Annotated in this window: 25 protein-coding genes and 1 tRNA gene; 14 read left to right on the forward strand and 12 right to left on the reverse strand. The window is 71.5% G+C overall.

Annotated features, from left to right (window positions below):
• Window positions 1-215 precede the first annotated feature (215 nt).
• Both proP and ABT114_RS36135 read left to right on the forward strand, forming a co-directional pair.
• Window positions 216-1586, forward strand: coding sequence for a glycine betaine/L-proline transporter ProP (proP, locus tag ABT114_RS36130; RefSeq protein WP_351147328.1), 1371 nt, complete (start codon window positions 216-218; stop codon window positions 1584-1586).
• A gap of 323 nt (window positions 1587-1909) precedes the next feature.
• A complete protein-coding gene (locus tag ABT114_RS36135; RefSeq protein ID WP_351147330.1) occupies window positions 1910-2590 on the forward strand; it encodes an O-methyltransferase in 681 nt (226 codons plus the stop codon).
• A 34-nt stretch (window positions 2591-2624) separates the two neighbouring features.
• Here ABT114_RS36135 and ABT114_RS36140 read toward each other — a convergent pair whose 3' ends face one another.
• A complete protein-coding gene (locus ABT114_RS36140; RefSeq protein ID WP_351147331.1) occupies window positions 2625-3017 on the reverse strand; it encodes a hypothetical protein in 393 nt (130 codons plus the stop codon).
• Window positions 3018-3116: 99 nt separating this feature from the next.
• Between ABT114_RS36140 and ABT114_RS36145 the strand changes: the two genes are divergently transcribed.
• Complete coding sequence (locus ABT114_RS36145) at window positions 3117-3560, forward strand: DnaJ family domain-containing protein (RefSeq protein ID WP_351147333.1); 444 nt, start codon at window positions 3117-3119, stop codon at window positions 3558-3560.
• A 136-nt stretch (window positions 3561-3696) separates the two neighbouring features.
• Window positions 3697-4188 carry a GNAT family N-acetyltransferase gene (locus tag ABT114_RS36150; protein WP_351147335.1) on the forward strand — a complete coding sequence of 164 codons (492 nt, stop codon included), beginning with the start codon at window positions 3697-3699 and terminating at the stop codon, window positions 4186-4188.
• 5 nt (window positions 4189-4193) lie between these two features.
• Here the strand turns inward: ABT114_RS36150 and ABT114_RS36155 are convergent, their stop codons facing one another.
• Window positions 4194-6230 (reverse strand): MDR family MFS transporter, encoded by a 2037-nt coding sequence (locus ABT114_RS36155; RefSeq protein ID WP_351147337.1) that lies wholly within the window; start codon window positions 6228-6230, stop codon window positions 4194-4196.
• Window positions 6231-6372: 142 nt separating this feature from the next.
• Here ABT114_RS36155 and ABT114_RS36160 point away from each other — a divergent pair, with 142 nt between their 5' ends.
• Window positions 6373-7455 (forward strand): peptidoglycan-binding domain-containing protein, encoded by a 1083-nt coding sequence (locus tag ABT114_RS36160; protein WP_351147339.1) that lies wholly within the window; start codon window positions 6373-6375, stop codon window positions 7453-7455.
• A 177-nt stretch (window positions 7456-7632) separates the two neighbouring features.
• On the opposite strand, the gene ABT114_RS36165 is transcribed toward ABT114_RS36160, so the two are convergent.
• Together ABT114_RS36165 and ABT114_RS36170 are read right to left on the reverse strand one after the other, a co-directional pair.
• Entirely contained in the window at window positions 7633-8301 is a 669-nt protein-coding gene (locus ABT114_RS36165; RefSeq protein WP_351147341.1) for an HAD family hydrolase, read from the reverse strand.
• A gap of 158 nt (window positions 8302-8459) precedes the next feature.
• Window positions 8460-9041, reverse strand: coding sequence for a TMEM165/GDT1 family protein (locus ABT114_RS36170; RefSeq protein WP_351147343.1), 582 nt, complete (start codon window positions 9039-9041; stop codon window positions 8460-8462).
• Window positions 9042-9452: 411 nt separating this feature from the next.
• On the opposite strand from ABT114_RS36170, the gene ABT114_RS36175 reads away from it, so the two are divergent.
• The 4 genes from ABT114_RS36175 (at window position 9453) to ABT114_RS36190 (ending at window position 14495) form a co-directional block, all read left to right on the forward strand.
• The gene (locus tag ABT114_RS36175; protein ID WP_351147345.1) at window positions 9453-10097 is read left to right on the forward strand and encodes an HNH endonuclease family protein; all 645 of its coding nucleotides are present in this window, start codon (window positions 9453-9455) and stop codon (window positions 10095-10097) included.
• 90 nt (window positions 10098-10187) lie between these two features.
• Entirely contained in the window at window positions 10188-11873 is a 1686-nt protein-coding gene (locus ABT114_RS36180) for an alkaline phosphatase D family protein (protein WP_351147347.1), read from the forward strand.
• A gap of 212 nt (window positions 11874-12085) precedes the next feature.
• Window positions 12086-13948: an FAD/NAD(P)-binding protein gene (locus ABT114_RS36185; protein WP_351147460.1), complete on the forward strand. Its 1863-nt coding sequence runs from the start codon at window positions 12086-12088 to the stop codon at window positions 13946-13948.
• Between the two features lie 94 nt (window positions 13949-14042).
• Window positions 14043-14495 (forward strand): DoxX family protein, encoded by a 453-nt coding sequence (locus ABT114_RS36190; RefSeq protein ID WP_351147348.1) that lies wholly within the window; start codon window positions 14043-14045, stop codon window positions 14493-14495.
• A 75-nt stretch (window positions 14496-14570) separates the two neighbouring features.
• Here ABT114_RS36190 and ABT114_RS36195 read toward each other — a convergent pair whose 3' ends face one another.
• Window positions 14571-15161 carry a superoxide dismutase family protein gene (locus ABT114_RS36195; RefSeq protein ID WP_351147350.1) on the reverse strand — a complete coding sequence of 197 codons (591 nt, stop codon included), beginning with the start codon at window positions 15159-15161 and terminating at the stop codon, window positions 14571-14573.
• 143 nt (window positions 15162-15304) lie between these two features.
• Between ABT114_RS36195 and ABT114_RS36200 the strand changes: the two genes are divergently transcribed.
• Window positions 15305-15916 carry a DedA family protein gene (locus ABT114_RS36200; protein ID WP_351147352.1) on the forward strand — a complete coding sequence of 204 codons (612 nt, stop codon included), beginning with the start codon at window positions 15305-15307 and terminating at the stop codon, window positions 15914-15916.
• A gap of 69 nt (window positions 15917-15985) precedes the next feature.
• Here the strand turns inward: ABT114_RS36200 and ABT114_RS36205 are convergent, their stop codons facing one another.
• Window positions 15986-16216: a DUF2277 domain-containing protein gene (locus ABT114_RS36205; RefSeq protein ID WP_351147353.1), complete on the reverse strand. Its 231-nt coding sequence runs from the start codon at window positions 16214-16216 to the stop codon at window positions 15986-15988.
• Between the two features lie 108 nt (window positions 16217-16324).
• Here ABT114_RS36205 and ABT114_RS36210 point away from each other — a divergent pair, with 108 nt between their 5' ends.
• Both ABT114_RS36210 and ABT114_RS36215 read left to right on the forward strand, forming a co-directional pair.
• Complete coding sequence (locus ABT114_RS36210) at window positions 16325-17227, forward strand: ketopantoate reductase family protein (RefSeq protein WP_351147462.1); 903 nt, start codon at window positions 16325-16327, stop codon at window positions 17225-17227.
• A 107-nt stretch (window positions 17228-17334) separates the two neighbouring features.
• A complete protein-coding gene (locus tag ABT114_RS36215; protein ID WP_351147354.1) occupies window positions 17335-17682 on the forward strand; it encodes a DUF8825 domain-containing protein in 348 nt (115 codons plus the stop codon).
• A gap of 5 nt (window positions 17683-17687) precedes the next feature.
• Here ABT114_RS36215 and ABT114_RS36220 read toward each other — a convergent pair whose 3' ends face one another.
• The 3 genes from ABT114_RS36220 to ABT114_RS36230 all read right to left on the reverse strand — a co-directional run bounded on the left by ABT114_RS36220 (window position 17688) and on the right by ABT114_RS36230 (window position 18964).
• Window positions 17688-18314 carry a DUF305 domain-containing protein gene (locus ABT114_RS36220; protein ID WP_351147356.1) on the reverse strand — a complete coding sequence of 209 codons (627 nt, stop codon included), beginning with the start codon at window positions 18312-18314 and terminating at the stop codon, window positions 17688-17690.
• Window positions 18315-18391: 77 nt separating this feature from the next.
• Window positions 18392-18799 (reverse strand): DUF6153 family protein, encoded by a 408-nt coding sequence (locus tag ABT114_RS36225; RefSeq protein WP_351147358.1) that lies wholly within the window; start codon window positions 18797-18799, stop codon window positions 18392-18394.
• Between the two features lie 90 nt (window positions 18800-18889).
• Window positions 18890-18964: transfer RNA gene (locus tag ABT114_RS36230), tRNA-Val, on the reverse strand.
• Window positions 18965-19176: 212 nt separating this feature from the next.
• Between ABT114_RS36230 and ABT114_RS36235 the strand changes: the two genes are divergently transcribed.
• The gene (locus ABT114_RS36235; RefSeq protein WP_502988450.1) at window positions 19177-20562 is read left to right on the forward strand and encodes a hypothetical protein; all 1386 of its coding nucleotides are present in this window, start codon (window positions 19177-19179) and stop codon (window positions 20560-20562) included.
• A gap of 92 nt (window positions 20563-20654) precedes the next feature.
• Here ABT114_RS36235 and ABT114_RS36240 read toward each other — a convergent pair whose 3' ends face one another.
• From ABT114_RS36240 to ABT114_RS36250, 3 genes are all read right to left on the reverse strand, one after another.
• A complete protein-coding gene (locus ABT114_RS36240; protein ID WP_351147360.1) occupies window positions 20655-21815 on the reverse strand; it encodes an amidase domain-containing protein in 1161 nt (386 codons plus the stop codon).
• A gap of 113 nt (window positions 21816-21928) precedes the next feature.
• Complete coding sequence (locus ABT114_RS36245; RefSeq protein ID WP_351147362.1) at window positions 21929-23203, reverse strand: polysaccharide deacetylase family protein; 1275 nt, start codon at window positions 23201-23203, stop codon at window positions 21929-21931.
• Between the two features lie 53 nt (window positions 23204-23256).
• Window positions 23257-25461 carry a transglycosylase domain-containing protein gene (locus ABT114_RS36250; protein ID WP_502988452.1) on the reverse strand — a complete coding sequence of 735 codons (2205 nt, stop codon included), beginning with the start codon at window positions 25459-25461 and terminating at the stop codon, window positions 23257-23259.
• A 377-nt stretch (window positions 25462-25838) separates the two neighbouring features.
• Here ABT114_RS36250 and ABT114_RS36255 point away from each other — a divergent pair, with 377 nt between their 5' ends.
• Complete coding sequence (locus tag ABT114_RS36255) at window positions 25839-26057, forward strand: FmdB family zinc ribbon protein (protein ID WP_351147363.1); 219 nt, start codon at window positions 25839-25841, stop codon at window positions 26055-26057.
• Window positions 26058-26074: the final 17 nt, after the last annotated feature.

Genomic DNA, 26074 nt, shown 5'->3' on the forward strand with positions numbered 1-26074 from the left:
GTGCGGTTCCGCCCGCGGGGCGCGACAAGGATCACAACGCGAGGCCGGGGAGAGCGTCCGCAGGCGGGCTTACATGCCTGCGTACACACCGTTTGCGTGCACTGCGCACTCAACCGCGTACGGCATGTAAGCGGAGCAAGGGCTCGTATGGTCGATTTTCGGCCCGCTCTCCGGGCTGCGTCCCTGTCCCCGTCGAAAGGTAGGCGAGCGAGGTTTTGTCGGCTGCCACAGTCGCCGCTCCCCCGGCCCCCACGACCCGCACGACCCGTGAGGTCACCACCACCGACCCGGCCCTTGTCAGGCGCGCCGTGAAGGCCGCCGCGCTGGGCAACGCGATGGAATGGTTCGACTTCGGTGTCTACAGCTACATCGCGGTCACCCTGGGCAAGGTCTTCTTCCCCTCGGGCAACCCGACCGCCCAGCTGCTGTCCACGTTCGGCGCCTTCGCCGCGGCCTTCCTGGTCCGCCCGCTCGGCGGCATGGTCTTCGGTCCGCTCGGCGACCGTATCGGCCGGCAGAAGGTCCTCGCCCTGACCATGATCATGATGGCGGCGGGCACGTTCGCGATCGGCCTGATCCCGTCGTACGGCACGATCGGCGTCGGCGCGCCCCTGCTGCTCCTCGCCGCCCGCCTGGTGCAGGGCTTCTCGACCGGCGGCGAGTACGCGGGCGCGTCCACCTTCATCGCCGAGTACGCGCCGGACAAGCGACGCGGCTTCCTGGGCAGCTGGCTGGAGTTCGGCACGCTGGCCGGATACATCGGCGGCGCGGGTCTGGTGACGCTCATGACCGCGCTGCTGTCCTCCGCGGATCTGGTGTCCTGGGGCTGGCGGATCCCGTTCCTGATCGCGGGCCCGATGGGCATCATCGGCCTCTACCTGCGGATGCGCCTGGAGGAGACCCCGGCGTTCCGGGCGGAGGTCGAGAAGGCCGAGGCGAACCGCCCGAAGGTGCCGCTGCGCGAGATGGTCACGGGCCAGTGGAAGGCGCTGCTGCTGTGCATGGGCCTCGTGCTGGTCTTCAACGTCACCGACTACATGCTCCTGTCGTACATGCCGAGCTATCTGACCAGTGAGCTCAAGTACGACGAGACGCACGGCCTGCTGGTGGTGCTGGGCGTGATGGCGCTGATGATGATCGTGCAGCCCTTCGCCGGCGCGCTGACCGACCGGATCGGCCGCCGCCCGGTGATCGCGGCCGGCTGCGCGGGCTTCCTGTTCCTGTCGATCCCGGCCCTGCTGCTGATCCGCCAGGGCAGCCTGCTCGCGGTCGCCCTAGGCATGGGCGCGCTGGGCCTGCTCCTGGTCTGCTTCACGGCCGCGATGCCGGCGGCACTGCCCTCCCTGTTCCCGACGCGGGTCCGCTACGGCTCGCTGTCCATCGGCTTCAACGTGTCGGTGTCGCTCTTCGGCGGCACGACCCCGCTGGTGGTGACCGCCCTCATCGGCGCCACCGGGAACCTGATGATGCCCGCGTACTACATGATGGCGGCGGCCGTGATCGGCGGCGTCGCGGTCTGGTATATGACGGAGTCGGCGGGCCGCCCGCTGCCGGGTTCGGCACCGGCGGTGGAACGGACGGCGTAACCCCCACCAGCGTGCCCGCGGTCGCCTCGGCATGGGCGCGCCCGCGGGCCGGCGGGGCGGCGGGGCGGCGGGCCTGCAGGGCCCGCGCCGGACGGCAGGGCCCGCGCCGGGCGGCAGAGTCCGCGCCGGGCGGCAGAGTCCGCGCCGGGCGGCGGGGACCCGCACCAGGACGCGAAGGAAAATTGGTTCGCATCCCTGAGCAGCACTGGTGATCACCAAGCCAATCGGAGACGCTGGAATCCGGTGACGGGGAACCCGTCTGTGACTACATTCGTTAGCTGCCTGGTTAGCATCCCTAACTAGGCATCCGAAAGGTAGAGCGCATGAGCGGGTCTCAGCTCTGGGACGACGTCGATTTCTACTTCTCCAGCCACCTGGCGCCGGACGACGACGCCCTCCAGGCGGCCGTGCGCGACAGCGAGGCCGCCGGGCTCCCGCATGCCGCCGTCACGCCGCCGCAGGGCAAGCTGCTCCACCTGCTGGCCCTGATCCAGGGGGCCCGCACCATCCTGGAGATCGGCACTCTCGGCGGCTACAGCACCATCTGGCTGGGCCGGGCGCTCCCGGCCGACGGCCGCCTGGTCTCGCTGGAGTACAGCGCCCGGCACGCCGAGGTCGCAACCCGCAACATCGCCCGCGCCGGCCTCGACAAGATCGTCGAGGTGCGCGTGGGCCCGGCCCTGGAGTCGCTGCCCAAACTCGCCGACGAGAACCCGGCCCCGTTCGACCTGGTCTTCATCGACGCCGACAAGGCCAACAACGCGCACTACGTGGAGTGGGCGCTCAGGCTCACCCGCGCGGGCAGCCTGATCATCGTCGACAACGTCGTACGGAGCGGCCGCGTGATCAACGCGGAGAGCACCGAACCGGACGTCCAGGGCACCCGGGCCGCCATCGAACTGATCGCCGCCCACCCGAGGCTGAGCGGCACGGCGATCCAGACGGTCGGCAGCAAGGGCCACGACGGCTTCGCGCTGGCGCGGGTGCTCGAGCAGACCGACTAAGGACCTGTCCGGCTAAGGACGTGTCCGGCGGGGGCTACGCCTCGTGGTAAAAGCCGACGTTGACGCTGCGCGGGCCGGTGCGGTCCTGGATGACGATCTCGCCGGACCCGCCGAGCGGCAGCGGCACGCTCCCGCCGTACGCGATGGGCTGGGCGTACTCCCCGATCAACACCCGCACCTCGGAGGACGGGTCGGGCTGGGAGCCGCGCAGCCACGACACGTGCCAGGTGCCCTCGGGTCCGCACAGGAACTCCAGGTGGACCCGCGAGACGAACAGCCAGTCGTCGGGCGTCGCGAGCCGGCACACGGACGCGTCCCGGCCCACCCGCAGCACGGCGCCCGGGTCGCTGGGCGCGTCGGCCATGAGCATGCCTGCCGTGGCACCAGCGTCCGCCCCGGTGACGGAGGCCATGGTGAGTTCGAGCACGTGCGCTCCTTCTGGAATGTCCCTGTACGGCGGCGTGGTTGGCGCACCGCCGCCGCATGATAAAACGCCCGGCCCTACCGCGTCCGGCACAATGAACTCATGACCGAGCGAAAGCCACCGGGTATCCCGTTCGAGTCCTGGGTCGACAAGCAGATCCGCGACGCCGAGGCGCGCGGCGAGTTCGCCCACCTGACGGGCGCGGGCAAGCCGCTGCCGGACGGCACGGACACGACGTACGACGAACTGTGGTGGATCAAACGGAAGATGGCCCGCGAGGGTCTCTCGGTCCTCCCACCGACGCTGGCCCTGCGCAAGGAGGCCGAGGACGCCCTCGCGGCGGCCTACGCGGCACCCTCCGAGCGGATCGCCCGGAGGATCCTCACCGATGTCAACGTCAAGATCCGCGACATGATGTTCAAGCCGCCGCCCGGCCCCCCGCTGGGCATGAAGCCGTACGACGTCGAGCAGGTCGTACGGGAGTGGCGGGAGCGCCGGGCGGTGGGTGGCGCGGGCGATGCGGAGCAGGGCCCGTCACACCCGTAGCAGGCGCTCCGCGAGCTCGCGGTGGTCCCGCAGGGCCAGGCGGAGTTTACCCTCCCGACCCGTGCCCGCCCCGTGTCCGTACCGTCACGCATATTCGGTTGCGGGCGGCGCGGACGCACTCCTGACAATGTCGGTCATGACCTGGACCGTCGCCCCCGAACCGTTCGACTCCCCCGTCGCCGCCGCCCTCTGGCGCGCGTACTACACGGAGGTCAGCGACCGCTGGTACCTGCTGCACGAGGGGCGCCGCACCGCCCCGGAGGAGCTGGAGCGCGAGGTCGCCGCGCGCACCGGCGCCGACCTCGTCCCGCCGGGCGGGCAGCTGCTCGTCGCGCGGTACGGCGGTGAGCCCGCCGGCAGCGCGGGCGTACGGCTGCTGGACGCGGCGACGGCCGAGCTGACCCGGGTGTTCCTGTACGAGGGGATGCGCGGCCGGGGCGGCGCCGCGCTCCTGGTGTCCGCCGCCGAGGACGCCGCCCGCGCCCTCGGCGCCGCGCGGCTCGTGCTCGACACACGCGGCGACCTGGTCGAGGCCCGCGCCCTGTACGCCCGGCTCGGCTACGTGGAGACCGAGCCGCACAACGACGACAAGTACGCCGAGCACTGGTTCCGGAAGGAGCTCGGCTAAGGAGCTCAACTGACCCGCAGCGGGGCCCCGTTGTGCGGCTGCTCCTGGTCCGAGCCGCACAGCTCGTCGTTGAGCTCCTTCACCACCTGGGTCAGGTCGGTGGGCCGGTCCGGGCCCCACCAGTCGCCGAGCAGCTCGGCCAGCGACTCCTCGCGGGCCCGCGCCAGCTGTTCGGCGACCTCGCGTCCCTGGCCGGTCAGGCTGAGGTCGAGGCCCTCGCGGACGGCGAGGTGCCGTTCCTCGAGCTGGCGGGCGGCCTCGATGACGACGGTCATCGGAACCGTGGTGCGCTCGGCGAGCACGCCGGGCTCGACCGAGCCGTACTTCTTCATCCGCAGGAGCAGCCAGCTCGCGGCGGGCAGCAGGTCGTAGCCCGCCCGCGCGGTGATCTTGCGGTAGACCTCGCGCCGTCCCTCGCGGGTGCCGAGCGTGGACAGCGCACGGCACACCTCGTCGTACGACGAGCGCTGCACGGGGTTGGTGGCCAGGGTCTCCGTGACGTCGGGCGCCGTGACCGAGCCGCGCAGCCGGTCCTCCTTCAGGAACCACGCCAGTACGAAGCCGAGGAGGGCGACGGGAGCGGCGTAGAGGAAGACGTCGGTGATGGAGGCGGCGTAGGCGTGCAGGGCGGGCTGGCGCAGGGCGGCGGGGAGGCCGGCGATGCCGCGCGGGTCGGCTTTCAGGGAGTCCGCGGAGATGCCGGCCGGGAGGCTCACGCCCCGGAAGGCGTCGGTCAGCTTGTCGGCCAGGCGGCTCGCGAAGACCGTACCGAAGATGGCGACGCCGAAGGAGGCGCCGATGGAGCGGAAGAAGGTGGCGCCGGAGGTGGCGACGCCGAGATCCTCGTACGAGACCGCGTTCTGCACGATCAGGACCAGGACCTGCATCACGAGGCCGAGGCCCAGGCCGAAGACGAAGAAGTAGACGCTCATCTCGGCGGTGGAGCTGTGCTCGTCCATCCGGTGGAGGAGGAGCAGGCCGAGGGTGGTGACGCCGGTGCCCGCGATCGGGAACACCTTCCAGCGGCCGGTGCGGCTGACGATCTGCCCGGAGAGGGTCGACGACAGCAGCATGCCGACCACCATCGGCAGCATGTGGACGCCGGACAGGGTCGGGGAGATGCCCTGGACGACCTGGAGGAAGGTCGGCAGGTAGGTCATCGCGCCGAACATGGCGAAGCCGACGATGAAGCTGATCACGGCGGAGAGCGTGAAGGTGCGGATGCGGAAGAGTTTGAGGGGGAGGACGGGTTCGGCCGCCCGCCGCTCGACGGCCACGAACGCCACCGCCAGCACGACGCCCAGCGCCGCGAGGCCGATGATCTGCGGCGAGCTCCAGCCCCAGGTCGTGCCGCCGAGCGAAGCGACCAGGACCAGGCAGGTGGCAACGGAGGCGATGAGGAAGGTGCCGAGGTAGTCGATGACGTGCGGGGTGACCTTGCGCGGGATGTGCAGGACGGTCGCGATCACGGCCAGGGCGACGACGCCGACCGGCAGGTTGACGTAGAAGACCCAGCGCCAGCTGAGGTGCTCGGTGAACAGCCCGCCCAGCAGCGGGCCGAGCACGCTGGTCGCACCGAAGACCGCGCCGAACAGGCCCTGGTAGCGGCCGCGTTCGCGGGGCGGGACGATGTCGCCCACGATCGCCATCGACAGCACCATCAGCCCGCCGCCGCCCAGGCCCTGGACCGCACGGAAGGCGATGAGCTGCGGCATGTTCTGCGCCATGCCGCACAGCGCCGAACCGATCAGGAAGATCACGATCGCGGTCTGGAACAGCTTCTTGCGCCCGTACTGGTCGCCCAGCTTGCCCCACAGCGGTGTCGCCGCCGTCGAGGCGAGCAGGTACGCCGTGACCACCCACGACAGGTGCTCCAGGCCGCCGAGCTCGCTGACGATGGTGGGCAGCGCCGTCGACACGATGGTCTGGTCGAGGGCGGCGAGCAGCATGCCGAGCAGCAGAGCGCCGATCGATACGAGGACGTTGCCGGACACGTGCTGCTGCGCCGCGTCCCCCGTCCTGGCGTGCGCGTCCACGGCCATGGAGACCTCCTGAGGCTCTCGTGACCCTCCCATCGTGGTCGGTGTGGCCGGTTATGGCCTGTTGAGTCCTCCTGGAGCCCGATATTCCGGGGGTTTCGGATCCTGTGCGGTGTGGACGGTCTGCATAATCTTTGGAGTTCTCATGGGGAGGGACGAACACGTGGACGAGCGCGGGGCCGAGGGCGGGGCCGGGGACGGGGCCGATCCGAACGGGGGCGGGCGCGGGCACCAGTGCCCGGAGTGCGGGGCGCTGAGGGGGCCGGACAACACCCCGTCGTGCGCCTGCACCCAGCGGGCGTCCGACGCCCTGCGCGACGCCCGCACGGCCGAGGCGGCCGCGGCGGAGGACTTCGACCCGCTGCGGATACGGCCGTACGTCGAGCTCGAGGGCGCCGGGCTGGGCGGCACGGGCCGGCGGTCCGCGGAACCGACGACAGAACCGGCGACAGAACCGCCGGCCGCGGACGTCACCATGCCCCTGCGCCGGATCGAGGCGGCGCCCGTACTCCCCACGCCCCTCGCACCGCCGCCGGGCGAGCCGAGCGCCGGCGACCTGAGCCTGTTCGAGGGCGCGGACCGGGATCCGTACGCCGACCCGCTCGACGCGCCCGAGCCGCCACGCCGTCGCCACCGTCGCAGGGTGCTGCTGGGGGCGGCGGGAGCGGTCGTGGCGGTGGTGGCCGCGGCCGGTTTCGCCGGCGGGCTGTTCTCCTACGAGACGCCGTCACGGAACACCGCGGCGCCGGAAGACGTACGGGCCGCCGTGCCGGGCACCTCGACCAGCGCGGCCTCCGAGCCCTCGGCCACAGCGGCCTCCGCATCCGCGGGACCGACGTCCGAGTCGCCCTCGCCGTCCCCGTCCCGCAGCGAGAGCCCGTCGCCCTCGCCGTCGCGGTCCAGCGCCTCCCCGTCCCCGTCCGCCTCGACCGAGCCGACCGGAACCGTGACGAGCGCGGGCGCGACGGCCTCCCTGGCCACCGGAAACGGCGGCCAGAGCACCGGCCCGGTTCTGCGCGTCGGCGACAAGGGCCCCGAGGTGACCGAGCTCCAGCAGCGCCTGCACCAGTTGTACCTGTACAACGACGAGATCGACGGCAAGTTCAGCGGTCGCGTCCAGGACGCCCTGCGCAACTACCAGTGGTCACGCGGCGTCGGAACCGACGACCTGGGGGTGTACGGGGCGGAGACGCGGGCGAAGCTGGAGGCGGAGACGACGGAGCCGTAGGCCCGTCGGAAAGCCGGCCTGAGCAGCCTTGACGAGGTCCGGCGCGGTATCGCGCCCCGTAAGTGCGCGGGGCTGTGTCGATATGCGCCGATATGCGGCTCCGCCGCGGGGGCGCGACCAGCCCCCACCGGCCCGCGGGTTCGTCACCGCGCTTCCAGCGGAGCTCCAGCGGAGCGCTCAGCCGACGTGCAACCGGACCGTCCCGTCCCCCACAGCCTCCACCCGCACCTGGCTGAGGTCCCGCACCACCACGTCCGCCCGATGGAACCCGGCCCGCGGCCCGACCCCCACGACCCGCATCCCCGCGGAGCGTCCCGCCGCGATCCCCGCCCCGGAGTCCTCGAAGACCACGCAGTCGGCGGGAGCGATCCCCAGTTCGGCGGCGCCCTTCAGGAATCCCTCGGGGTCCGGCTTGCTCGCCCCGACGGACTCGGCGGTGATCCGGACGTCGGGCAGCCCGAGCCCGGCCGCCGCCATCCGCGCCGTGGACAGGGCGACGTCGGCGGACGTCACCAGCGCGTGCGGCACCTCACGCAGGGACGCGAGGAACTCCGCCGCGCCGGGCACCGGCACGACGCCGTCCATGTCGGCCGTCTCCTCGGCGAGCATGCGGGCGTTGTCGGCGAGGTTGTGCTCCATGGGCCGGTCGGGCAGCAGCAGCGCCATCGACGCGTATCCCTGCCGTCCGTGGACGACCTTCATGACCTCGTCCCCGTCCAGCCCGTGCCGGTCGGCCCAGCGACGCCAGATCCGTTCCACGACGGCGTCCGAGTTGACGAGGGTGCCGTCCATGTCGAGGAGGAGGGCGCGGGCGGTGAGGACGGTGGGCACGGTGGTGGCCGTCATCGGCAGCTCCAAAGCGCTGGGCAGGGAACAAGGCGGCCCCGCCCGCCGGTCAGGGTAAACGGGCGGGAGCCACTTTGTTTCTCTACGGTACAAAACGATTCCCGCATCCCGCTACCACCCCCCGGAAAGCGTTCACCGGAAGTTCAGCTCGCCCGGGCTCAGCCCGCGACCGCCTCCCACAGGCTCCACACGCCGAGCGCCAGCATCAGCAGCGCCGCGATCTTGGTGATGAGCGCCAGCGGAACCCTCTTCATCAGGGCCTTTCCGCCGACGATGCCGAGCCCGGCCACCGCCCACAGCGCGAGCACCGCGCCGAGGCCGACGGAGAGCGGGTCGTCGTAACGGGCCGCGAGGTTCGCCGTCATGATCTGGGTGAGGTCACCGAACTCGGCGACCAGGATGAGCATGAAGCCCGCTCCGGCGACCTTCCAGAAGGACTGGTTCTCCGGCTTGCGGATCTCCTCGTCACCGTCGTCCTTCTTCAGCAGCAGCACCGCGGCACCACCGAGGAAGAGCACACCCGTCAGCGCGTGCACGATCTGCTGCGGCAGCAGCGTCAGCACGCTGCCCGCCGCGACGGCGAGCGCGACATGCAGCGCGAACGCGGCGGCGACGCCGGCGAAGACGTAGGAGGCGCGGTAGCGGGTGCCGAGGACGAGGCCGGCGAGCGCGGTCTTGTCCGGCAGTTCGGCCAGGAAGACGACGCCGAAGACGAGCGCCGTCACGGTGAAGCTGATCAAGGTTCCTCAATCGGTCGGGGCTGCCCCACCGAGAGTGTTGCGCTCTGCGTTTCCGCGACACCTCGGCACGGCAGCACACGGCACCCATGCCGGTACGGCACGGGCCTGCACTGCTTGCCGAAGGTCTCGCTGGCCGACCCCGTGATCGAGGTCTGCCTCCGGGCGCCGGCTCAGACGAGCTGAGCAGTATGTCGACGGTCCGGCGAAGAGCTACTCCCCTTCTGCTCCATCCATAGTACGTGACGCTTCAACCAGCCCCCATGGCCGAAAGTCCCACGAAAGTACGCCACGGCTCTTGTTGTGTCATGCACACGTCACTAGCTTCTTACCCACCGCACACCTCCCCGCAATGCGGCGTCGCGAGCATTCCCTCGCCGCACCTCAACGCCCCCACACCCCAAGGGAGTTCGCATGCCGAAGTTCTACGCGCGTCGACGAGTGAGCATACTCGCCGCGTTCACCGGCCTCATAGCCTCGCTCGGACTTTTCAACTCCCCGACCGCCTCCGCCGCCCTCCCCACCCCGGTCAGCGCCGCCACGGCCCGGACCTACCTCGCCTCCCTCACCGTGGCGACCGAGAACCGCACCGGCTACAGCCGGGACCTGTTCCCGACCTGGATCACCATCAGCGGGACCTGCAACACCCGTGAGTACATCCTCAAGCGGGACGGTTCGAACGTCGTCACCGACTCCGCCTGCGCCGCCACCAGCGGCAGCTGGTACTCCGTCTACGACGGCGCCACCTGGACCGCCGCCTCCGACGTCGACATCGACCACCTCGTCCCGCTGGCCGAGGCCTGGGACTCCGGCGCCAGCGCCTGGACCACCGCGCAGCGCCAGGCCTTCGCCAACGACGTGACCCGCCCGCAGCTCCTCGCCGTCACGGACAACGTCAACCAGTCCAAGGGCGACCAGGACCCGGCCGAGTGGATGCCCTCGCTCAGCTCGTACGCCTGCACCTACGTCCGCGCCTGGGTCCAGGTGAAGTACTACTACAACCTCAAGGTCGACTCCGCCGAGAAGACCAAGCTGAGCTCGGTCCTCAACGGCTGCTGATCCAAGCCGGTTCGCTCGGTCCGCGCCGGAACCTCCCCGCTCCCCTCCGTCGTTCCGTACCGTACGGGGCGACGGAGGAGGGCGATCACCGTGGCGGAACTGCGCCTGGGACCACTGCTGAGGTACGCCGACGGCTCGTCAGCGACCGTCTGGATCGAGGCGAGCCGCCCATGCACCGCCGAGGTGCGCTGCGCCACCGGCGCCGGTGGCACCTCCCGCACCTTCCAGATCGAGGGCCACCACTACGCACTGATACCGGTGACCGGGCTCATACCGGGCACCTCACCGTCGTACGAGCTGCTCCTCGACGGCACGCGCGTGTGGCCGCTGCCCGACTCCCCCTACCCGCCCTCGGTCATCCGCTCCCCCGGCGCCGGGGACGACGTCCGGGTCGCCTTCGGCTCCTGCCGCTGGGCCGCACCGCCCGCCGACGAGAAGGACCCGGCCGGCCCCGACGCCCTGGACAGCCTGGCCGCCCGGATCACCGCCGGTCCGGGCGGCGAACGGCCCGACGTACTGGTGCTGTTGGGCGACCAGGTGTACGCCGACGAGATCTCCGACGCCACCCGCCGCTGGCTGGCCGCCCGCCGCGACCTGCGCGAGGCCCCGGGTGCCGAGGTCGCGGACTACGAGGAGTACACCCGGCTCTACTACGAGTCCTGGCTCGACCCCGAGGTGCGCTGGCTGCTCTCCACCGTGCCCAGCTGCATGATCTTCGACGACCACGACGTCATCGACGACTGGAACACCTCCGCCGCCTGGCTCGCCGGCATGCGGGCGACCTGCTGGTGGCAGGAGCGGGTGCTGAGCGGCCTGATGTCGTACTGGGTGCACCAGCACCTGGGCAACCTCTCCCCGGCCGAACTCGCCACCGACGCCCTCTACGCGGCCGTACGCGACACCCCCGACGGCACCGAAGTGCTGCGCGCCTTCGCCGCCCGCGCCGACGCCGACCCGGCCTCCGTGCGCTGGAGCTACCGGCGCGACTTCGGCCGCGTACGGCTGCTGATGGTGGACACCCGGGCCGCCCGCGTCCTCGACGAAGGCGGGCGCGCGATGCTCGACCCGGGGGAGGCTCAGTGGCTGCGGGCGCAGGCGCTGGACGCGCCCGAGTCCTGCGACCACCTCCTCATCGGCACCTCCCTGCCCTGGCTGCTGCCGCACCTGGTGCATGACGCCGAGGCGTGGGACGCGGCGCTGTGCCGGGGTGAGCGGGGCGAGCGGTGGGCGCGGTTCGGGGAGCGGCTGCGGCAGCGGGCCGACCTGGAGCACTGGGCGGCGTTCCCGGCGTCCTTCGAGGCGCTGACGGAGCTGATCGCCGAGGCCGGTTCGGGGGCTCAGGCACCGGCGACGGTGCTCGTGCTGTCCGGAGACGTGCATCACGCGTACGTCGCCGAGCCGTCGTGGGCATCGCGGGCATCACAGGGATCGAGGGCATTGCGGGGATCGAAGGCACCGCGGGCCGAGGGCGCCGGACCGGACGCCCGCGTGCTGCAACTGACCTGCTCGCCCGTCCACAACTCCATCCCCCTGTCGATACGGCTGGGCTTCCGCTTCGGCTGGAGCGCCGTCGCGCGGCTCCTCGGCCGCCGTTTCGCCCGGCACGGCCGCTGCCCGCACCCCTCCGTCGACTGGCGCAGAACCGGTGGGCCGTGGTTCGGCAACCAGCTGATGACGCTGACGCTGCGCGGGCGTTCGGCGTCGCTGCGGCTGGACCAGGCGCGGGCGGACGGGGAGTTGAGGACCGTGGAGGAGTCCGTCCTGACCCGCACATGAGGGGCATCCGGGGCGTGTGGGGCACGCGTTGGCTTCCGTGGCGTCCGACGGCATGATGAGGCGGGCCGTCCGCTTCCCCTGGGCGGTCTGCTCCATTTGCGCCCCACACGCCCGGGAGTTACTCCTTGTCCCCCACGTCTGCAGCGAACGCGGAGAACGCCGACGGTCCCGAGGGTTCCGACGGTCCGGCCGCGACCTCGGTCTCCGTCGCGCTGGTCGGCGCCGGACCTCGCGGCACCAGCGTCCTGGAACGCCTCTGCGCCTCCGCGCCGGAGCTGCTGCCGCCCGGCGTACGGCTGACGGTGCACGTCGTCGACCCCGCGCCGCCGGGCCCGGGCCGCGTCTGGCGCACCGCGCAGTCGGCGGAGCTGCTGATGAACACCGTGGCCTGCCAGGTGACCCTGTTCACCGACGACAGCGTGGACTGCTCGGGCCCGGTCCGCCCGGGACCCAGCCTGTACGAGTGGGCGGACGGCGCGCTGGGTCCGGACGACTATCCGACCCGCGCCGCCTACGGCCGTTATCTGGAGTGGGTGTTCGCGAAGGCGGTGCGGGAGGCGCCGGACGCGGTGCGCGTGCAGACGCACCGGGCGCGCGCCGTACGGCTCGACGACGCCTCCGACGGCCGCCAGGTGCTGACCCTCGACAACGGCCGCGTGCTGCCCGCCCTGTCGGCCGTGGTGCTCGCCCAGGGCCATCTGCCGGCGGCCGCGGACGGCACACAGCAGCGCCTGTCGGCGTACGCCGAACGCCACGGCCTACGCCACGTCCCGCCCGCCAACCCGGCCGACGTCGACCTCCGCGGGCTCGCGCCCGGCGAACCGGTGCTGCTGCGGGGCCTGGGCCTCAACTTCTTCGACCACATGTCCCTGTTGACGGCCGGCCGGGGCGGCCGGTTCGTCCACGATGCCCGCAGTGGGCGGCTGCGGTACATACCCTCCGGCCGCGAGCCGCGCCTGTACGCCGCCTCCCGGCGCGGCATCCCGTACCAGGCGCGCGGCGACAACGCCAAGGGCCCGTACGGCCGCCACACCCCGCTGGTGCTCACGCCGGAAGTCGTCGCGGGCTTCCGCAAGCGGGCGGACTCCGGCGAGGCGCCCGACTTCCTGGCGGAGATATGGCCGCTGGTGGCGAAGGAGGTGGAGACGGTGTACTGCACCTCGCTGATACCGCCGGCGTACCGCCCCGACTTCGCCGAGCGCTTCCTCGCCGTCCCCCACGGCGACCCCCGAGAGGCCCTGCTGCTCGACGAGTTCGGGGTGCCGGCCGCCGACCGCTGGTGCTGGGACCGGATCTCCCGCCCGTATACGGAACGGGACTTCGCACACCCCGGGCAGTGGCGCGACTGGCTGCTGTCGTATCTGCGCGAGGACGCCGCGCAGGCCGCCCTGGGCAATGTGCGCGGCCCCCTGAAGGCGGCCCTGGACGTGCTGCGCGACCTGCGCAACGAGCTCCGGCTGATCGTCGACCACGGCGGACTGACCGGCCCCTCCCGACGGGACCACCTCGACCGCTGGTACACCCCGCTCAACGCCTTCCTGTCCATCGGCCCGCCCCGGCGCCGCGTCGAGGAGCTCGCGGCCCTGCTGGAGGCGGGCGTGGTGGAGGTGCTCGGGCCGCGGCTCCAGGTGCGGTGCGAGGACGGGGCCTGGGTGGCGCACTCCCCTGACGTGCCGGGCTCGGCGGTGCGTGTGACCACCCTCATAGAGGCCCGGCTTCCGGAACCGGACCTGCGCCGCACCTCCGACGACCTCCTCGCCCGGCTGCTGAAGACCGGGCGGTGCCGCCCGCACACGGTCGACGGCTACGAGACGGGGGGACTGGACGTGACACAGCGCCCGTACCACCTGATCGACCGTCAAGGTCGGCCGCACACAAGGAGGTTCGCCTTCGGAGTACCCACGGAGGGCGTGCACTGGGTGACCGCGGCGGGAGCCAGGCCCGGGGTGGATTCGGTCACTCTTTCGGATGCCGACGCGGTGGCGAGAGCGGCTCTACGTGCGGCGGGAGCGGAAGCGGAGCCGCAAACGGAACCCGAGCGATGGCCAAATGTTGAACTTGCAAGCATGAATTAGGTTCTCCTAACCTGGGTTGCTCATTCGGTATCGCCGCCCCCACCGACCGGTCCGCCCCGGACCGGCCCGACCGCAACCGAAGGAGCACCCCCACATGTCCGCTCGCCTCAACCGCACCCAGCCATACGCCCTCGGCCTCTTCCGCATAGTCGTCGGCCTGCTCTTCGCCGTGCACGGCGCCGCCTCGCTCTTCGGCGTCCTCGGCGGCGCCGCGGGCACCGGCGGCACTGTCGAGGCCGGCACCTGGCCCGGCTGGTACGCGGCCGCGATCCAGCTCGCCGGCGGCGGCCTCGTACTGCTCGGCCTCGGCACCCGCGCCGCCGCGTTCATCTCCTCCGGCTCCATGGCGTACGCCTACTTCAACGTGCACCAGGAGCACGCCCTGTGGCCGATCCAGAACGGCGGCGAGCCGTCGGTGATGTTCTGCTGGGCGTTCCTGCTGCTGGTCTTCACCGGTTCCGGCGCCTTCGGCCTGGACCAGCTCTTCGCCCGCCGCACGGCGACGCACGGCGAGCGGGCGCCGGAGCAGACGCCGGTCACCGCCTGACCCGACGCACCGCATGAACGACGGTGCCCTCCCCGCACGTGCGCGAGGGAGGGCGCCGTCCCGCGTCCGCGGGCCTCAGGAGGTCCCGGCGACCCACCCGAACGGCACGGTGAAGCACGCCACCGGCACTCCCCCGGCCCCCGGCGCGTCCTGAATGACGACCGAGGACGCCTCGCCCTGCCGGAAGCCCCAGTCGTGCCGGACGCTCGCCAGGCCCGCGCCGCGCCCGTTGGCGGTGAAGTCCAGCCAGACCTCGTTGGCGGCACTGACGTGGTCCGCACCCCTGCCCGGCGCGTGCTGGTAGCGACCACCGGCGGCGGCCGGGGCGGCCCCGCAGGGCCTCCGGTGCACCTGGACGCCGAACTCGTGCCCGGGCCGCACGCCGCTCACCCGCAGCTCGACGGTCGTGGCGCCACTCGGCACGGTCCGCTGGCTCACCCGGATCCACGAGGCGGCCGGGACCAGGTCCGGTTCGTACGTCACCGCGGCCGAGCGGATGAAGGCGGTGGGCGGCGCGAACCGCGCCTCCGCCCGCATCCAGTAGTCCTCGGCGTCCCCGGCGCCGGGGACGGCCGCGAGGAGGCCGGCGGCGACGGCGACGGCACACACTCCTGACAACATCGATATGCACCGTTCCTGCTGCTTGTAGACGATTGTGCGATTCATGCCCCCTCCTAGAACCCATGAGCCCCCTGCGACTCCCCTGTCACACCCCAGGCGTACGCTGGATGGCTGTCATGGCCGCCCCTGCCGCTCCCTCGCGACGTCGCGGCACGGTTGGGCCCACGGGGGAGTAGCGGGGAGTCGCAGTGCTGGAGGATGTGGGGGCGCTGACGGGCAGTCCATGGATCTACGCCATGGTGGCCGTGTCGGTCCTCTTCGACGTGTTCGTACCGCTGCTGCCGAGCGGTGTCCTGGTGATAACGGCCGCGACGGCGGCGGCCGCGGGCTCCGGCGCCGCGGCCGGAGAGGTGCCGGGCCGGGTCCCCGACATCCTGTTCCTGACGCTCTCCGCCGCCACCGCCTCGGTCCTCGGCGACCTGGCGGCGTACCGTCTGGCCTGGCTCGGCGGCGAACGCCTGGACCGCGCGATCGCCCGCTCCCGCCGGCTGCGCACCGCGCAGGAACGTCTCGGCGCGGCCCTCGCCCGCGGCGGCGGCGCCCTGGTCATACTGGCCCGCTTCGCCCCGGCCGGCCGCTCGCTCGTCTCCCTGGGCGCCGGCGCCGCCCACCACCGCGCCCGCGACTTCCTGCCCTGGTCCGCACTGGCCGGCCTCTCCTGGGCGATCTACAGCGTCGCCCTCGGCTACTTCGGCGCCCACTGGCTGGGCGCGACCTGGCTGGCCACGGGCGTGTCGGTACTGGCACTGTTCGGCGCGGGCGCGGGGGCGGCCTACCTGATGCGCCGGAAGCCGGCGTAGGTCCCGCCCGCCTTCGGATCAGCTCGCCTTTCGACCAGCCCACCGTTTCCGGTCAGCCCGCCCTTCGGATCAGCTCGCCTGCCGGACCGCCTGCCCCCGGATCTCCAGCCCGCCGAGAAGCTCGGCCGTGGCCTGCGCGATCGCGTCGACGGCGTGCTCGAACACCTCCTGGTTGTGGGCGGCGGGGGCGCGGAAACCGGAGACCTTGCGCACGTACTGCAGGGCGGCGGCGCGGATCTCCTCCTCCGTGGCCTCCTCGGGCAACGCGGGCGGACGGAGCGTCTTGATGCTGCGGCACATGCCTCCAGTGTGGCCCTCCGCGCCCAAGTCCCGCACGGAGTCTCTGCGATGATCCTCTCCGAGGCGGCCACCATTCCCGGGGCCGACCGACGAGAGGACAACCACATCATGGCGAACGACGAACTCACGGTTGCCGTACTGGGCCCGGGCGGCATCGGCGGCCTGCTCGCCGCACTGCTGGCCCGCGCCGGACACCGCGTGATCTGCCTGGCCGGCGACGAGACGGCACGCACCCTCCGTACGGACGGAATCCGCGTCCGCAGCGGACTGTTCGGCGACTTCACCGCCTCCGTCGAGGCGGACACCGAGCTGCGCGAACCGGTCGACGCCTGCCTGATCGCCGTCAAGCACACCGCCCTCGACGCGGCCCTGACCCGGGTCGCGCCCCCGGCCCTCGGCGACGCCCTCCTCGTACCGTTCCTCAACGGTGTCGAACACCCGGCGACCCTGCGCACCCGTTACCGCCCCGACCGCGTGGCCCCCGCCGTCATCCGCATCGAGTCGACCCGCCTCGCGCCCGGCGTGATCGAACACGGCAGCCCGTTCGCGGAGGTCGACCTGACCGGCGACCTGGTCCCGCGCGCCCGCCTCGACACGCTCGCCGACGCCTTCGCCGCCGCCGGCCCGGCCACCCGCGTCCTGCCCGACGAGGCGGCCGCGCTGTGGGCGAAGATGTCGTTCCTCGCCCCCTTCGCCCTGCTCACCACCCGCTACGGCCTCCCCCTGGGCGACGTACGCACCCACCACCGCGACGAGCTGACCGCCCTGGTGTCGGAGACGGCCGCCGTCAGCCGCGCCTGCGGCGGCCCCGCGGACCCGGCCGCGGCGCTCGCCCGCTACGACGCTTTCCCGCCCCCGACCAAGTCGTCGATGCAGCGCGACGCCGAGGCGGGCCGCCCGCTCGAACTCGACGCGATCGGCGGGGCGTTGCTACGGGCGGCCGAACGGCACGGCGTCTCCGTACCCGTGACTGCCCGCCTGGTACGGGAGTTGACAGACGCCGGGCACTGACCCACGGAGGGGGAACACCCACACCGAACACCTATTCGGAACACCCGTTCGCATGAACCTCCCGAAGAAACTCGCTCCGCAAAATCGAACAGGCGTAGCATTGCCGCGTGGCTACGACCTATGACTTCCCCAGTGACCTCCGCACCGGCCAGGAGGAGCTGCATCAGGTCCGGGCCGAGCTGTCGGCCCTGCTGAAGCGGCTCCCCTGGTCGGTCGAGCCCCTGGACGGCTTCAGCGACGACAACAGCTGGCGCAAGGTGGAACGTCCCGCCTCCCCCGGCTGGACGGCCGACGAACAGGCCGAGGTGGAGAAGCTCCGGCAGCGCGAACACGAGCTCGCGGTGTTCGTGAGCTGTCACCGGTTCTGGGCGGAGGTCGCGGCCGGGGACCGGGTGGAGGCCCGCACGCGGCTCAAGCACGCGCACGAGGCTCCACCCGGGGAGAGCGCCGAGTAACCCGCTCAGTCCTTGCGCAGGAGCTCGCCCATCTCCTCGATCTCGGCGTTCTGCGCGGTGACGATGTCGTCGGCGAGGGCCTTCGCCGGGCCGTACTCGCCCTTGTCCTTCTCCGTCGTGGCCATCTCCACGGCGCCCTTGTGGTGCTCGACCATCATGGTCAGGAACATGGTGTCGAAGGCCTCGCCGGAGGCCTTCTCCAGCTTCGCCATGTCGCCCTCCGCCATGCCGCCCATGCCGTCCTGGCTCGTCATCCCCGACATGCCGTCGTGGGACACGTCCTCGCCCCAGGTCTTCAGCCAGCCGGTCATCGTCGTGATCTCCGGGTCCTGCGCCTTCTCGATCCGCGCGGCGAGGTCCTTGACCTGCGCGGACGAGGCCCGGTCCGCGGCCAGTGCGGCCATCTCCAGTGCCTGCTGGTGGTGCGGGATCATGCCCTGCGCGAAGGTGACGTCCTGGGCGTTGTGCGCGCCGGCCGTGGTGGCGGCGCTCGCGGACGCGGAGCCGTGGCCCGCGTGACCGCTGCCGCCGTCACCGCCGTCACCGCCGCAGGCGGCGAGGACGAGCCCGGCGACGGCCGTCGCGGCCACGAGGGCGGTCCGGCGCGTCAGGGTACGGATGGTGCTGCTCATGCTTGAACTCCTGTGGAAGAAAAGGATTCTGGAAACGCCGATGCGCCACGTCAGGTCGTGACGTGGCGCGGGTGTCTCTAAATCCGCAGGAGTTGCAGTTCGGCCAGGGAAGGCGGCGCGCGGGCACCGCCCGGGTCGGCAGCCGCGTACGAACACACGGCATCAGCCCGTACGGGCACGGCGACCGGGTCGGGGACAAGGGCGGGCAGCGCCGGCCCACCACTCACCGCACCCGAGGCGCAGGTCGCGTCGGCGTGCGTGACGTGTCCGCCGCCGCAGTGCCCGCCGCCCTCGCCGGAACAGCCGTCGTGAACGGCGGCAGGAGCGGCAGCGGCCGTCATGGGACGGTCATGAGGATGCCCCGCCATCGCCCCACCGGGAGCCAGCCCGTGCATGCCCAGCAGGCCGGCCAGCAGCCCCAGCAGGCACACCGCCCGCCACCACCGCACGGGCGGTCGCGGGACGTGCTGCTCGGGACGGATCACGGCGACATCCTAGGACGAACCCCGTCCCGGACACGCGAAAGGCCCCCGCAACCTCTGCGGGGGCCTTCACACCGACGCTCACGCCGGTCCTGGTGGGCGCGGACGGTTTCGAACCGCCGACATCCTGCTTGTAAGGCAGGCGCTCTACCCCTGAGCTACGCACCCAGGACGAGTCGACAGCCTACATTGCCCGGGGTACTGCCCCGCAAACGCGTATCGCGGCTGATGTGGTCCGTACGGTCGGCCGACCTGGTGGAGTCCCGCAGCGGCGACGGGAAAGTCACGGTCCGGACCGCGAACTGACCGGCCCGTGTGTTCGTCCTTAACCGGTGGGAGAATGACACCGGGCAGGGCGGATCACAGCACGGGAGAGGGATGTGACGGCGACACCAGGACAGCCGTACTCGCCGTCGGTGCCGGGGGCGCCCCGTCCCGTGCGACACGGACCACTCCGGGACACGCTGACCCTGATGGGTCTGCCGCTCGTCGTCGCCCTCGCGCTGCCTGCCGCGTTCGCCGGCGGCGGTACCCGGCGCTGGTTCGGCGGGCGAGCGGAGAGCCAGCGGGCGGAGGCGCAGGCCGCGAAGGACGCCGCCGCGGCCGCGTTCTACGAGCTGGACACCGCCCAGCGCGATCTGCGGATCTCCATCGAGACGATCACTGCCGTCGACGCCTCGCCGGCCGCCCGGCGCGCGGTCGCCGACTTCGAGGCGATCGGCAGACGGATCGACGAGGCCAGTCAGCAGTACATCGGCGCGGTCGACTCGCACGACCTCGACCGGGACGACCTGGAGGCGTCCGCCGCCGCCCAGGCCCGTACCGAGCTGACCCGGGCCAAGGACGAACTCGACCGAGCCAAGCAGGAGCTGGACCGGTTCACGGACGGGCTCGGGCCGCTGCTCGGGAAGGCCGAGACCCAGCTGGCCCGGCTCGCGCCCGCCGTCGAGCGGGCCCGGCAGGCGCTGCTGGGCGCCTCGAACGCCCTGGACGGCGTACGGGGGACCGGGCTGAGGGCGGACGACCTGGCCGCGCGGCTCGCCGCGCTCGGGCCGGAGCTGACGCGGCTGAACCAGGGGGCCGGGCAGCACGGCGTCCCGCAGACGCTGGAGCGGGCCGAGCGGGTCTCCCGGGAGGCCGAGGCGATCCGCGCGGAGGCCGGGCGGCTGCCGGAGAAAGCCGCCGAGATCGACCACCGGCTGGTGTCGCTGCGGACCCGGGCGCAGGCCCTGACCACCCGTGCCGGGCAGGTCGACCCGGTGCTGAGCGAGCTGCGGCGGCGGTTCTCTGCCGCGTGCTGGCAGGACCTCCAGCGTGTGCCGGAGCAGGCCGCGGAGAACGTACGGCAGGCCGAGGCGAAGCTGAAGGAGGCGCAGGCCGCGCGGGAGGCGCAGCGCTGGCCGGACGCGACCGCGTTGCTGTCCACCGTGCGGGCGCTGCTGAACACCACCGACGAGGCCGTGTCGGCCGCCGGTGACCGGCTGACGCGGCTGAACGCCGTGCAGAAGGACCCGCAGCGGGAGATCGAGCGGACCCGGTTCGCGATCCGGGACGCGCAGCGGCTGGCCATGTCGGGGCGTACGACGCCGGACCCCCGGCATGCCCGGCCGCTGGACGACTCGGTGGCCCGTCTGGAGCGGGCGATCGGAACGCTGGAGGGCCGCCACCCGGACTACTGGCACTTCCTGACGGAGACGGAAGCGGTGCGGCAGTCGGTGGCACGGGTGGTCTCGCAGATCCGGGAGGAACGCGGCTCGGGCCACTGAGTGGCCCTGAGTCCGGCAGGCACGACAACCCGTACTGGCGCCCCCACCATCCCGACCGGGCCGCGCGGAGCGGCCCGGCGGGCGCGGTCGGATCAGGTGCGGTAGGCGTAGTACGCGGCGGTCGGGTACGAAGCGACGAGGCTCGCCACCGAGCGGCGATAGGTGTTGTTCGAGTGGTACGTCACGTACGGCACGCCCTGCGGGCTGCGGTAGGTGACGATCATCGTGTGGTCCTTGGACCCGTCGTTGTCGAAGTCCATCTGGAGCACGTCGCCGACGTCCAGCTGGTAGACGTTGGCGAGGCTGGTGGTCCGCTTGGAGTTCTGGGCGAACCAGGACCACTCGTTGACGCCGACGAACGAGTCCGACTGGATGTCGGCGTTGCCGAACCACTTGGTGTAGTCGTACACGTAGCCGGGGACGTGCTTCCAGCCGCCCGCCTTCAGGGACTGGCTGACGAAGTTGGTGCAGTCGCCGCCGGCCCCGTGCCCGTTGTAGTCCGGGTAGTCCTTGTTGTAGGTGCTCCAGTACTTCTCCGCGTACGCCGCCATGGCCTTGTAGTCCAGGGCGGTGCCGGTGAGGGTCTTGGGATTGGCCGGAGCCGGCTTCGTGGTCGCCGCGCGCGGGGCCGACGGCATGGTGTCGTCCGCGGTGGTGGCCTTGACGGAGGGCTTGGCCACCGCGTTGACGGCGAGGCCGCCCTGGTCGGTGTCGCGGATGCCGGTCAGCTGCCAGTCGCCCTGCCGGTCGGCGGTGAACGTCAGCTCGTGGTGGGCCTGGAAGCCGGTGGTCCTCGGCTCGTCACCGCGGACCTTCTCGTAGGTGAGGGTCGTGGTCTCGGTGACCGCGACCTTGGCCTTGCGGCCCTTCACGCTCGTGGCGTCCAGGGTGACGGTCGTGCCGGCCTTGCTGTACTTCTCGCCGAGCTTCGCGAGACGGTCCTTGCGGTGGTCCAGTGTGGACAGGGCCGCGTCCTCGGTGCGGGCCTGTCCGGAGGACAGCCGGACGTCCCCGGAGAAGCCGTTGGTCAACGGCTTCGCGCGGTCGCCCTGTTCGCCGTCGACCAGGGCGTCCGTGCGGTCGGTGAAGACCGCGTCCGCGAGCCGCTGGAAGGTGGCCTTCGTCTTGGCGTCCACCGTGGGGTCGTCGACGACCGCTGCGCCGGCGCTCCAGTTGGGCAGCAGCGCCACACCGGCTACGACCGAGGCGGCGGCCGCCCCGAATATGGTGGCGCGGCGGCGCGTGCGGCTCAATTTCCTTGACTTCACTGATGTTTCCCCTCTACCCCGGCACTGGGGAACGCCGGGAACGGAATCTTCGCACGCAGTGTGTGGTTCCTGTGAAGAGGGATACGGTTGAGGTTTGGTTACTTCACCACCGTCGACCAGTCCGGGGACTGCGCCGGGTCCAGGCTTCTCAGGCTCTCCAGGGTCTCGGGCTTCTGCACGTCCATCCAGGCGGCCAACTCCTTGAAGGACACGCACTTGACGCCCTTCTTCGTGCACACGTTCTTGATGACCTGGTCGATCGACTTCATGTAGATGCCGCCGTTCCAGTCCTCGAAGTGGTTGCCGATGAACAGCGGTGCCCGGCTGCCGTAGTAGACGCGGTTGAAGCCGGCCATGTACGAGTCGACGGTCTCCTGTTCCCACTCGGGGTACTTGGCCGCGTCGCCCTCGGTCTCGCCCTCGGACTGGTTGTAGAGGAAGTTGAAGTCCATGGACAGGCCCTGGTACTTGCCGCCCTCGTACGGCAGCATCTGGAGCGGAAAATCCCAGATGCCGTTCTTCTTCGTGGGCCATATCTGGAAGTCGCCGGCCGAGCTGGCGTCGTACTTCCAGCCGTAGCTCTTGATGGCCTTCAGCAGGTTCGCCTGGCCCTCGAGGCAGGGTGCGCGGCCGCCGGTGACCTCCTTCTTGAAGTCGAAGGGCAGCGGGGAGATGTCGGTGTAGCCGGTGTTGGTCTTCCAGTTCTCCACGAAGTCGTAGAACTGGTCGATCTCGCTCTTCCACTCATCGACGCTCCAGTCGCCGCCGCCCTTGTCGCCACAGAAGTGGCCGTTGAAGTGGGTGCCGATCTCGTTGCCCTCCTCCCAGGCCTTGCCGAGCTGCTCCAGCGTGGTGCGGATGTGCTCGTCGGTGGGGTAGCTGATCGCGGCCGAACCCTGGGGGTGCTGCGGGGGGTTGTAGAGGTTCTTCTTGCTCTTGGGCAGCAGGTAGATGCCCGTGAGGAAGAACGTCATATGGGCGTTGTACTCCTTGGCCAGCTCCCGGTAGTGCGAGAAGAGCTCGTCGTCGCCCTGGAGGGCGCCGTCCCAGGAGAAGACGACGAACTGGGGTGGCTTCTCGCCCGGTTTGAGCGGCTCTGCCTTCAACTCGCCGGTCTGCGGGCCGGTATAGGAGGTGGAGCCGTCCCCGAGCACCTTCGTCTTCCCGTCCCACGGGGACTCGCTCGCCTTGGGCGTCGCCGCCTTGGCGCCCCCGGAGGACGCCGTCGGGGCGGTGCTGTCGGAGCGGGTGAGGACCAGGTAGCCCGCGACCAGGGACGCCGCGACCAGGAGGACCGTCAGGGTGAGGAAACCGGGGCTGGTGGTGCGGCGCGGTGCGCGGCCTCTGCGGCGGCGGCCGGACGGTGCATTCATGCGCGGCTCATTCTCCGAGGGGGGTGGGGGGTGCGGGTGCCCGGTGCCGGGGGTCAGCCGAGCGGACTCATGGCGCCCGACCAGATGTCGTACGGGACGCTGTCGGCGGCCGTGCCCGCGATCCCCTTCAGCGGCAGTGGTTCAAGGCTCTTGGCCAGATCGATGCGGTAGACCACGACGGCGGTCGACACGGACTTGGCGGTGCCGACGTACCAGAGAGCCGTGTCGTCCTGGGTGGTGCCGATCTTCCCCGCGACCTGCGCCGAGGCGGTGGCCGCCGTGGGATGGGCGATGCGGAAGGCGTCCGTGAGCGCGGACTGGACCTCCTCGGCCACCTTCGCGCTCACCGCGCGCCGGGACGCGGGCTTCTTCAGCACGACCTTGGAGCCGTTGCGGGTGATCCGGCTCACCGAGTACGGCTCGACGTGTGTGCCCGCCGCGGCGAACGTCCCGTACCCGCTCGCCATGCGGATCGCGCTGGGCGTGGAGTTGCCCAGGGACAGCGCGGGCACCTGCGCGCCGAAGCTGGAGGAGAGCAGGCCGGCCGCCTCCGCGGTGCTGCGCACCTTGTCCAGGCCGGTGTCCATGCCGAGCTGCATGAACGGCGTGTTGACGGAGTCGGCGAGCGCCTGGTGCAGGCTGATCTGGCCGTAGGACTTCTTGCCGTCGTTGTGGGCGGCGACCTTCTTGCCGCTGCGGTCCCAGTAGGGCCCCTCCGGCGTGGTGACGGGTACGGCGTCGTCGCCGTCGTAGAGCGACTCGGCGGTCACCGGGGTCGCGGAGCCGTCGCGGGTCTTGTGGATGCCGTTCTCCAGACCGGCGGCGTAGACGAAGGGAGTGAAGGCCGAGCCGGCCGGGACCGTGGTGGCGTTGGACTCGTTGTAGCCCTGCGTACGGTGGTCGGGGCCGCCGTAGACGGCGAGGATCCGGCCGTCGGCGGCGACCGACGAGGCACCGTAGTGCGCGGTCTTCGCGGCGCCCGCGTCGTCTTCCTTGGCCTCCTTGCGGGCCTTGGCGACGGCGTCGGTGAGCGCGGTCTCCCGCTCGCGGTCGAAGGTCGTGTAGATCTGGTAGCCGCCCAGGTCGAAGTCCTTGTCCGAGATGCCGGCGGCCTTCTTGGCGTACTGCTCGGCCAGCTCCACCAGGTAGTCGCTCTGCTTGCCCGTGTCGAAGGTCCGGGACTGCTTCAGCGGCTCGGGGAACGTCTTGTACTTGGCCCGCTCGGTGGGCGACAGCTTGCCGATGTCCACCATGCGGTCGAGGATCCAGCCCCAGCGCTCCACGGCGCGCGCGTGGTTGGCCTTGCTCAGCGACGGGTCGAACAGGCCGGCGCCCTTGAGCAGGGAGGCGAGGAAGGCGGCCTCGCTGACGTTGAGCTCGCCGACCTCCTTGCCGTAGTAGGCCTGGGCCGCGCGCTGAATGCCGTAGGTGCCGCGGCCGAACCAGCTGGTGTTGAGGTAGCCCTCGAGGATCTTGTCCTTGCTCATCCGGTTGTCGAGCTTGAGGGCGATCATCGCCTCGGTGAGCTTGCGGCTGACCGTCCGGTTCTGATTCAGATAGACGTTCTTGACGTACTGCTGGGTGATGGTGGAGCCGCCCTGGGTGTCCCCCTCGCCAACCGTGTTCCACAGGGCGCGCCCGATGCCGGAGACGGATATGCCCGGGTCGGAGTAGAAGCTCGCGTTCTCCGCCGCCAGCACCGCCCAGCGGACGTCCTCGGGTATGTCCTTCAGGGGCATGTCCTGCCGCTGCACCCAGCCGGTGCGGGCCATGGGCGTGCCGTCGGACCAGAAGAAGACGTTGTCCTGCTGGGTGGCGTAGGTGTTCAGGTTCTGCGGTATGTCGGTGGCGGCGTAGGCGACGACCAGAAGAGCGCCGGTCAGGCCCACGGCCGACAGCACGGCGCCCACCGACTGCCGCCAGGAGGGTATCCAGCGGCGCCAGTCGGTGCGGCCGGGGCGCGGGTACTGCGGCCTGAGTTTGCGGGCGTACGGCGCCAGGCGCTGGGTGAGGGGGGCCAGGCGTCGGCCGATCGGGGCCAGAAGCCGGACGAGTGAGGCCAGGAACGGCCCTGCGGCGGCGGTGAGGCGGGCGAGGGCGGAGGTCGGCGGTGTCCTGCGGCGTTCGGCGGGCCGGGCGGGCAGCTCCGACGGCTGGACCACCCTCAGTTCCATGGTGGCGTCCGCGGGCGGAGGCGGCTCGAACCGCAGCTGCATGGTGACGTCCGACGGTGGCGGCGGCTCGAACCGCAGCTGCATGGTGACGTCCGACGCCAGGGGTTCCTCGGCCGGTGCCTCACCCTCCGCACCGCGCCGCCGGGAACGTTTCGGTGCCGCGCGGCGACCGTGTGGGCGCCGGCCGTCGCCCTGGGCCTCCGCCCCCTGCCCATCCTCGGTCACAACTGCGTCTCCCTCCGCACTCCGTGGTGCTCGCGCGGGTCGACACAGCTGCCGCGTCAGCGGCTGCGATCCCCCCTGTGTTGCCGGACCAGGACCCGGTCGAAGTCCTGCGGCTCATCGCGGCTCTGACAAATTACCAGCGATCTTTGCAAATTCTCCGCACGAGAAACGGACAGAAGTGATCGCACAGCAAACTAAGAGCTCAAGTTAACGTTCCCGCCCGTTAGCCTGGGCACATGCCTCGCTACGAGTACCGCTGCCGGACCTGCGGCGACACCTTCGAACTCAGCCGTCCCATGGCCGAGTCCTCCGCGCCGGCGAGCTGCCCGGCCGGACACGACGACACAGTGAAACTTCTCTCAACCGTCGCCGTGGGCGGCTCCGCCGGCGCCCCGGCCCCGGCGCCCAGGGCGGGCGGCGGGGGCGGATGCTGCGGCGGAGGCTGCTGCAGCTGACGTACGTCCAGGACGTC

The organism is Streptomyces sp. NPDC002088, assembly GCF_040296605.1.
GTDB lineage: Bacteria > Actinomycetota > Actinomycetes > Streptomycetales > Streptomycetaceae > Streptomyces.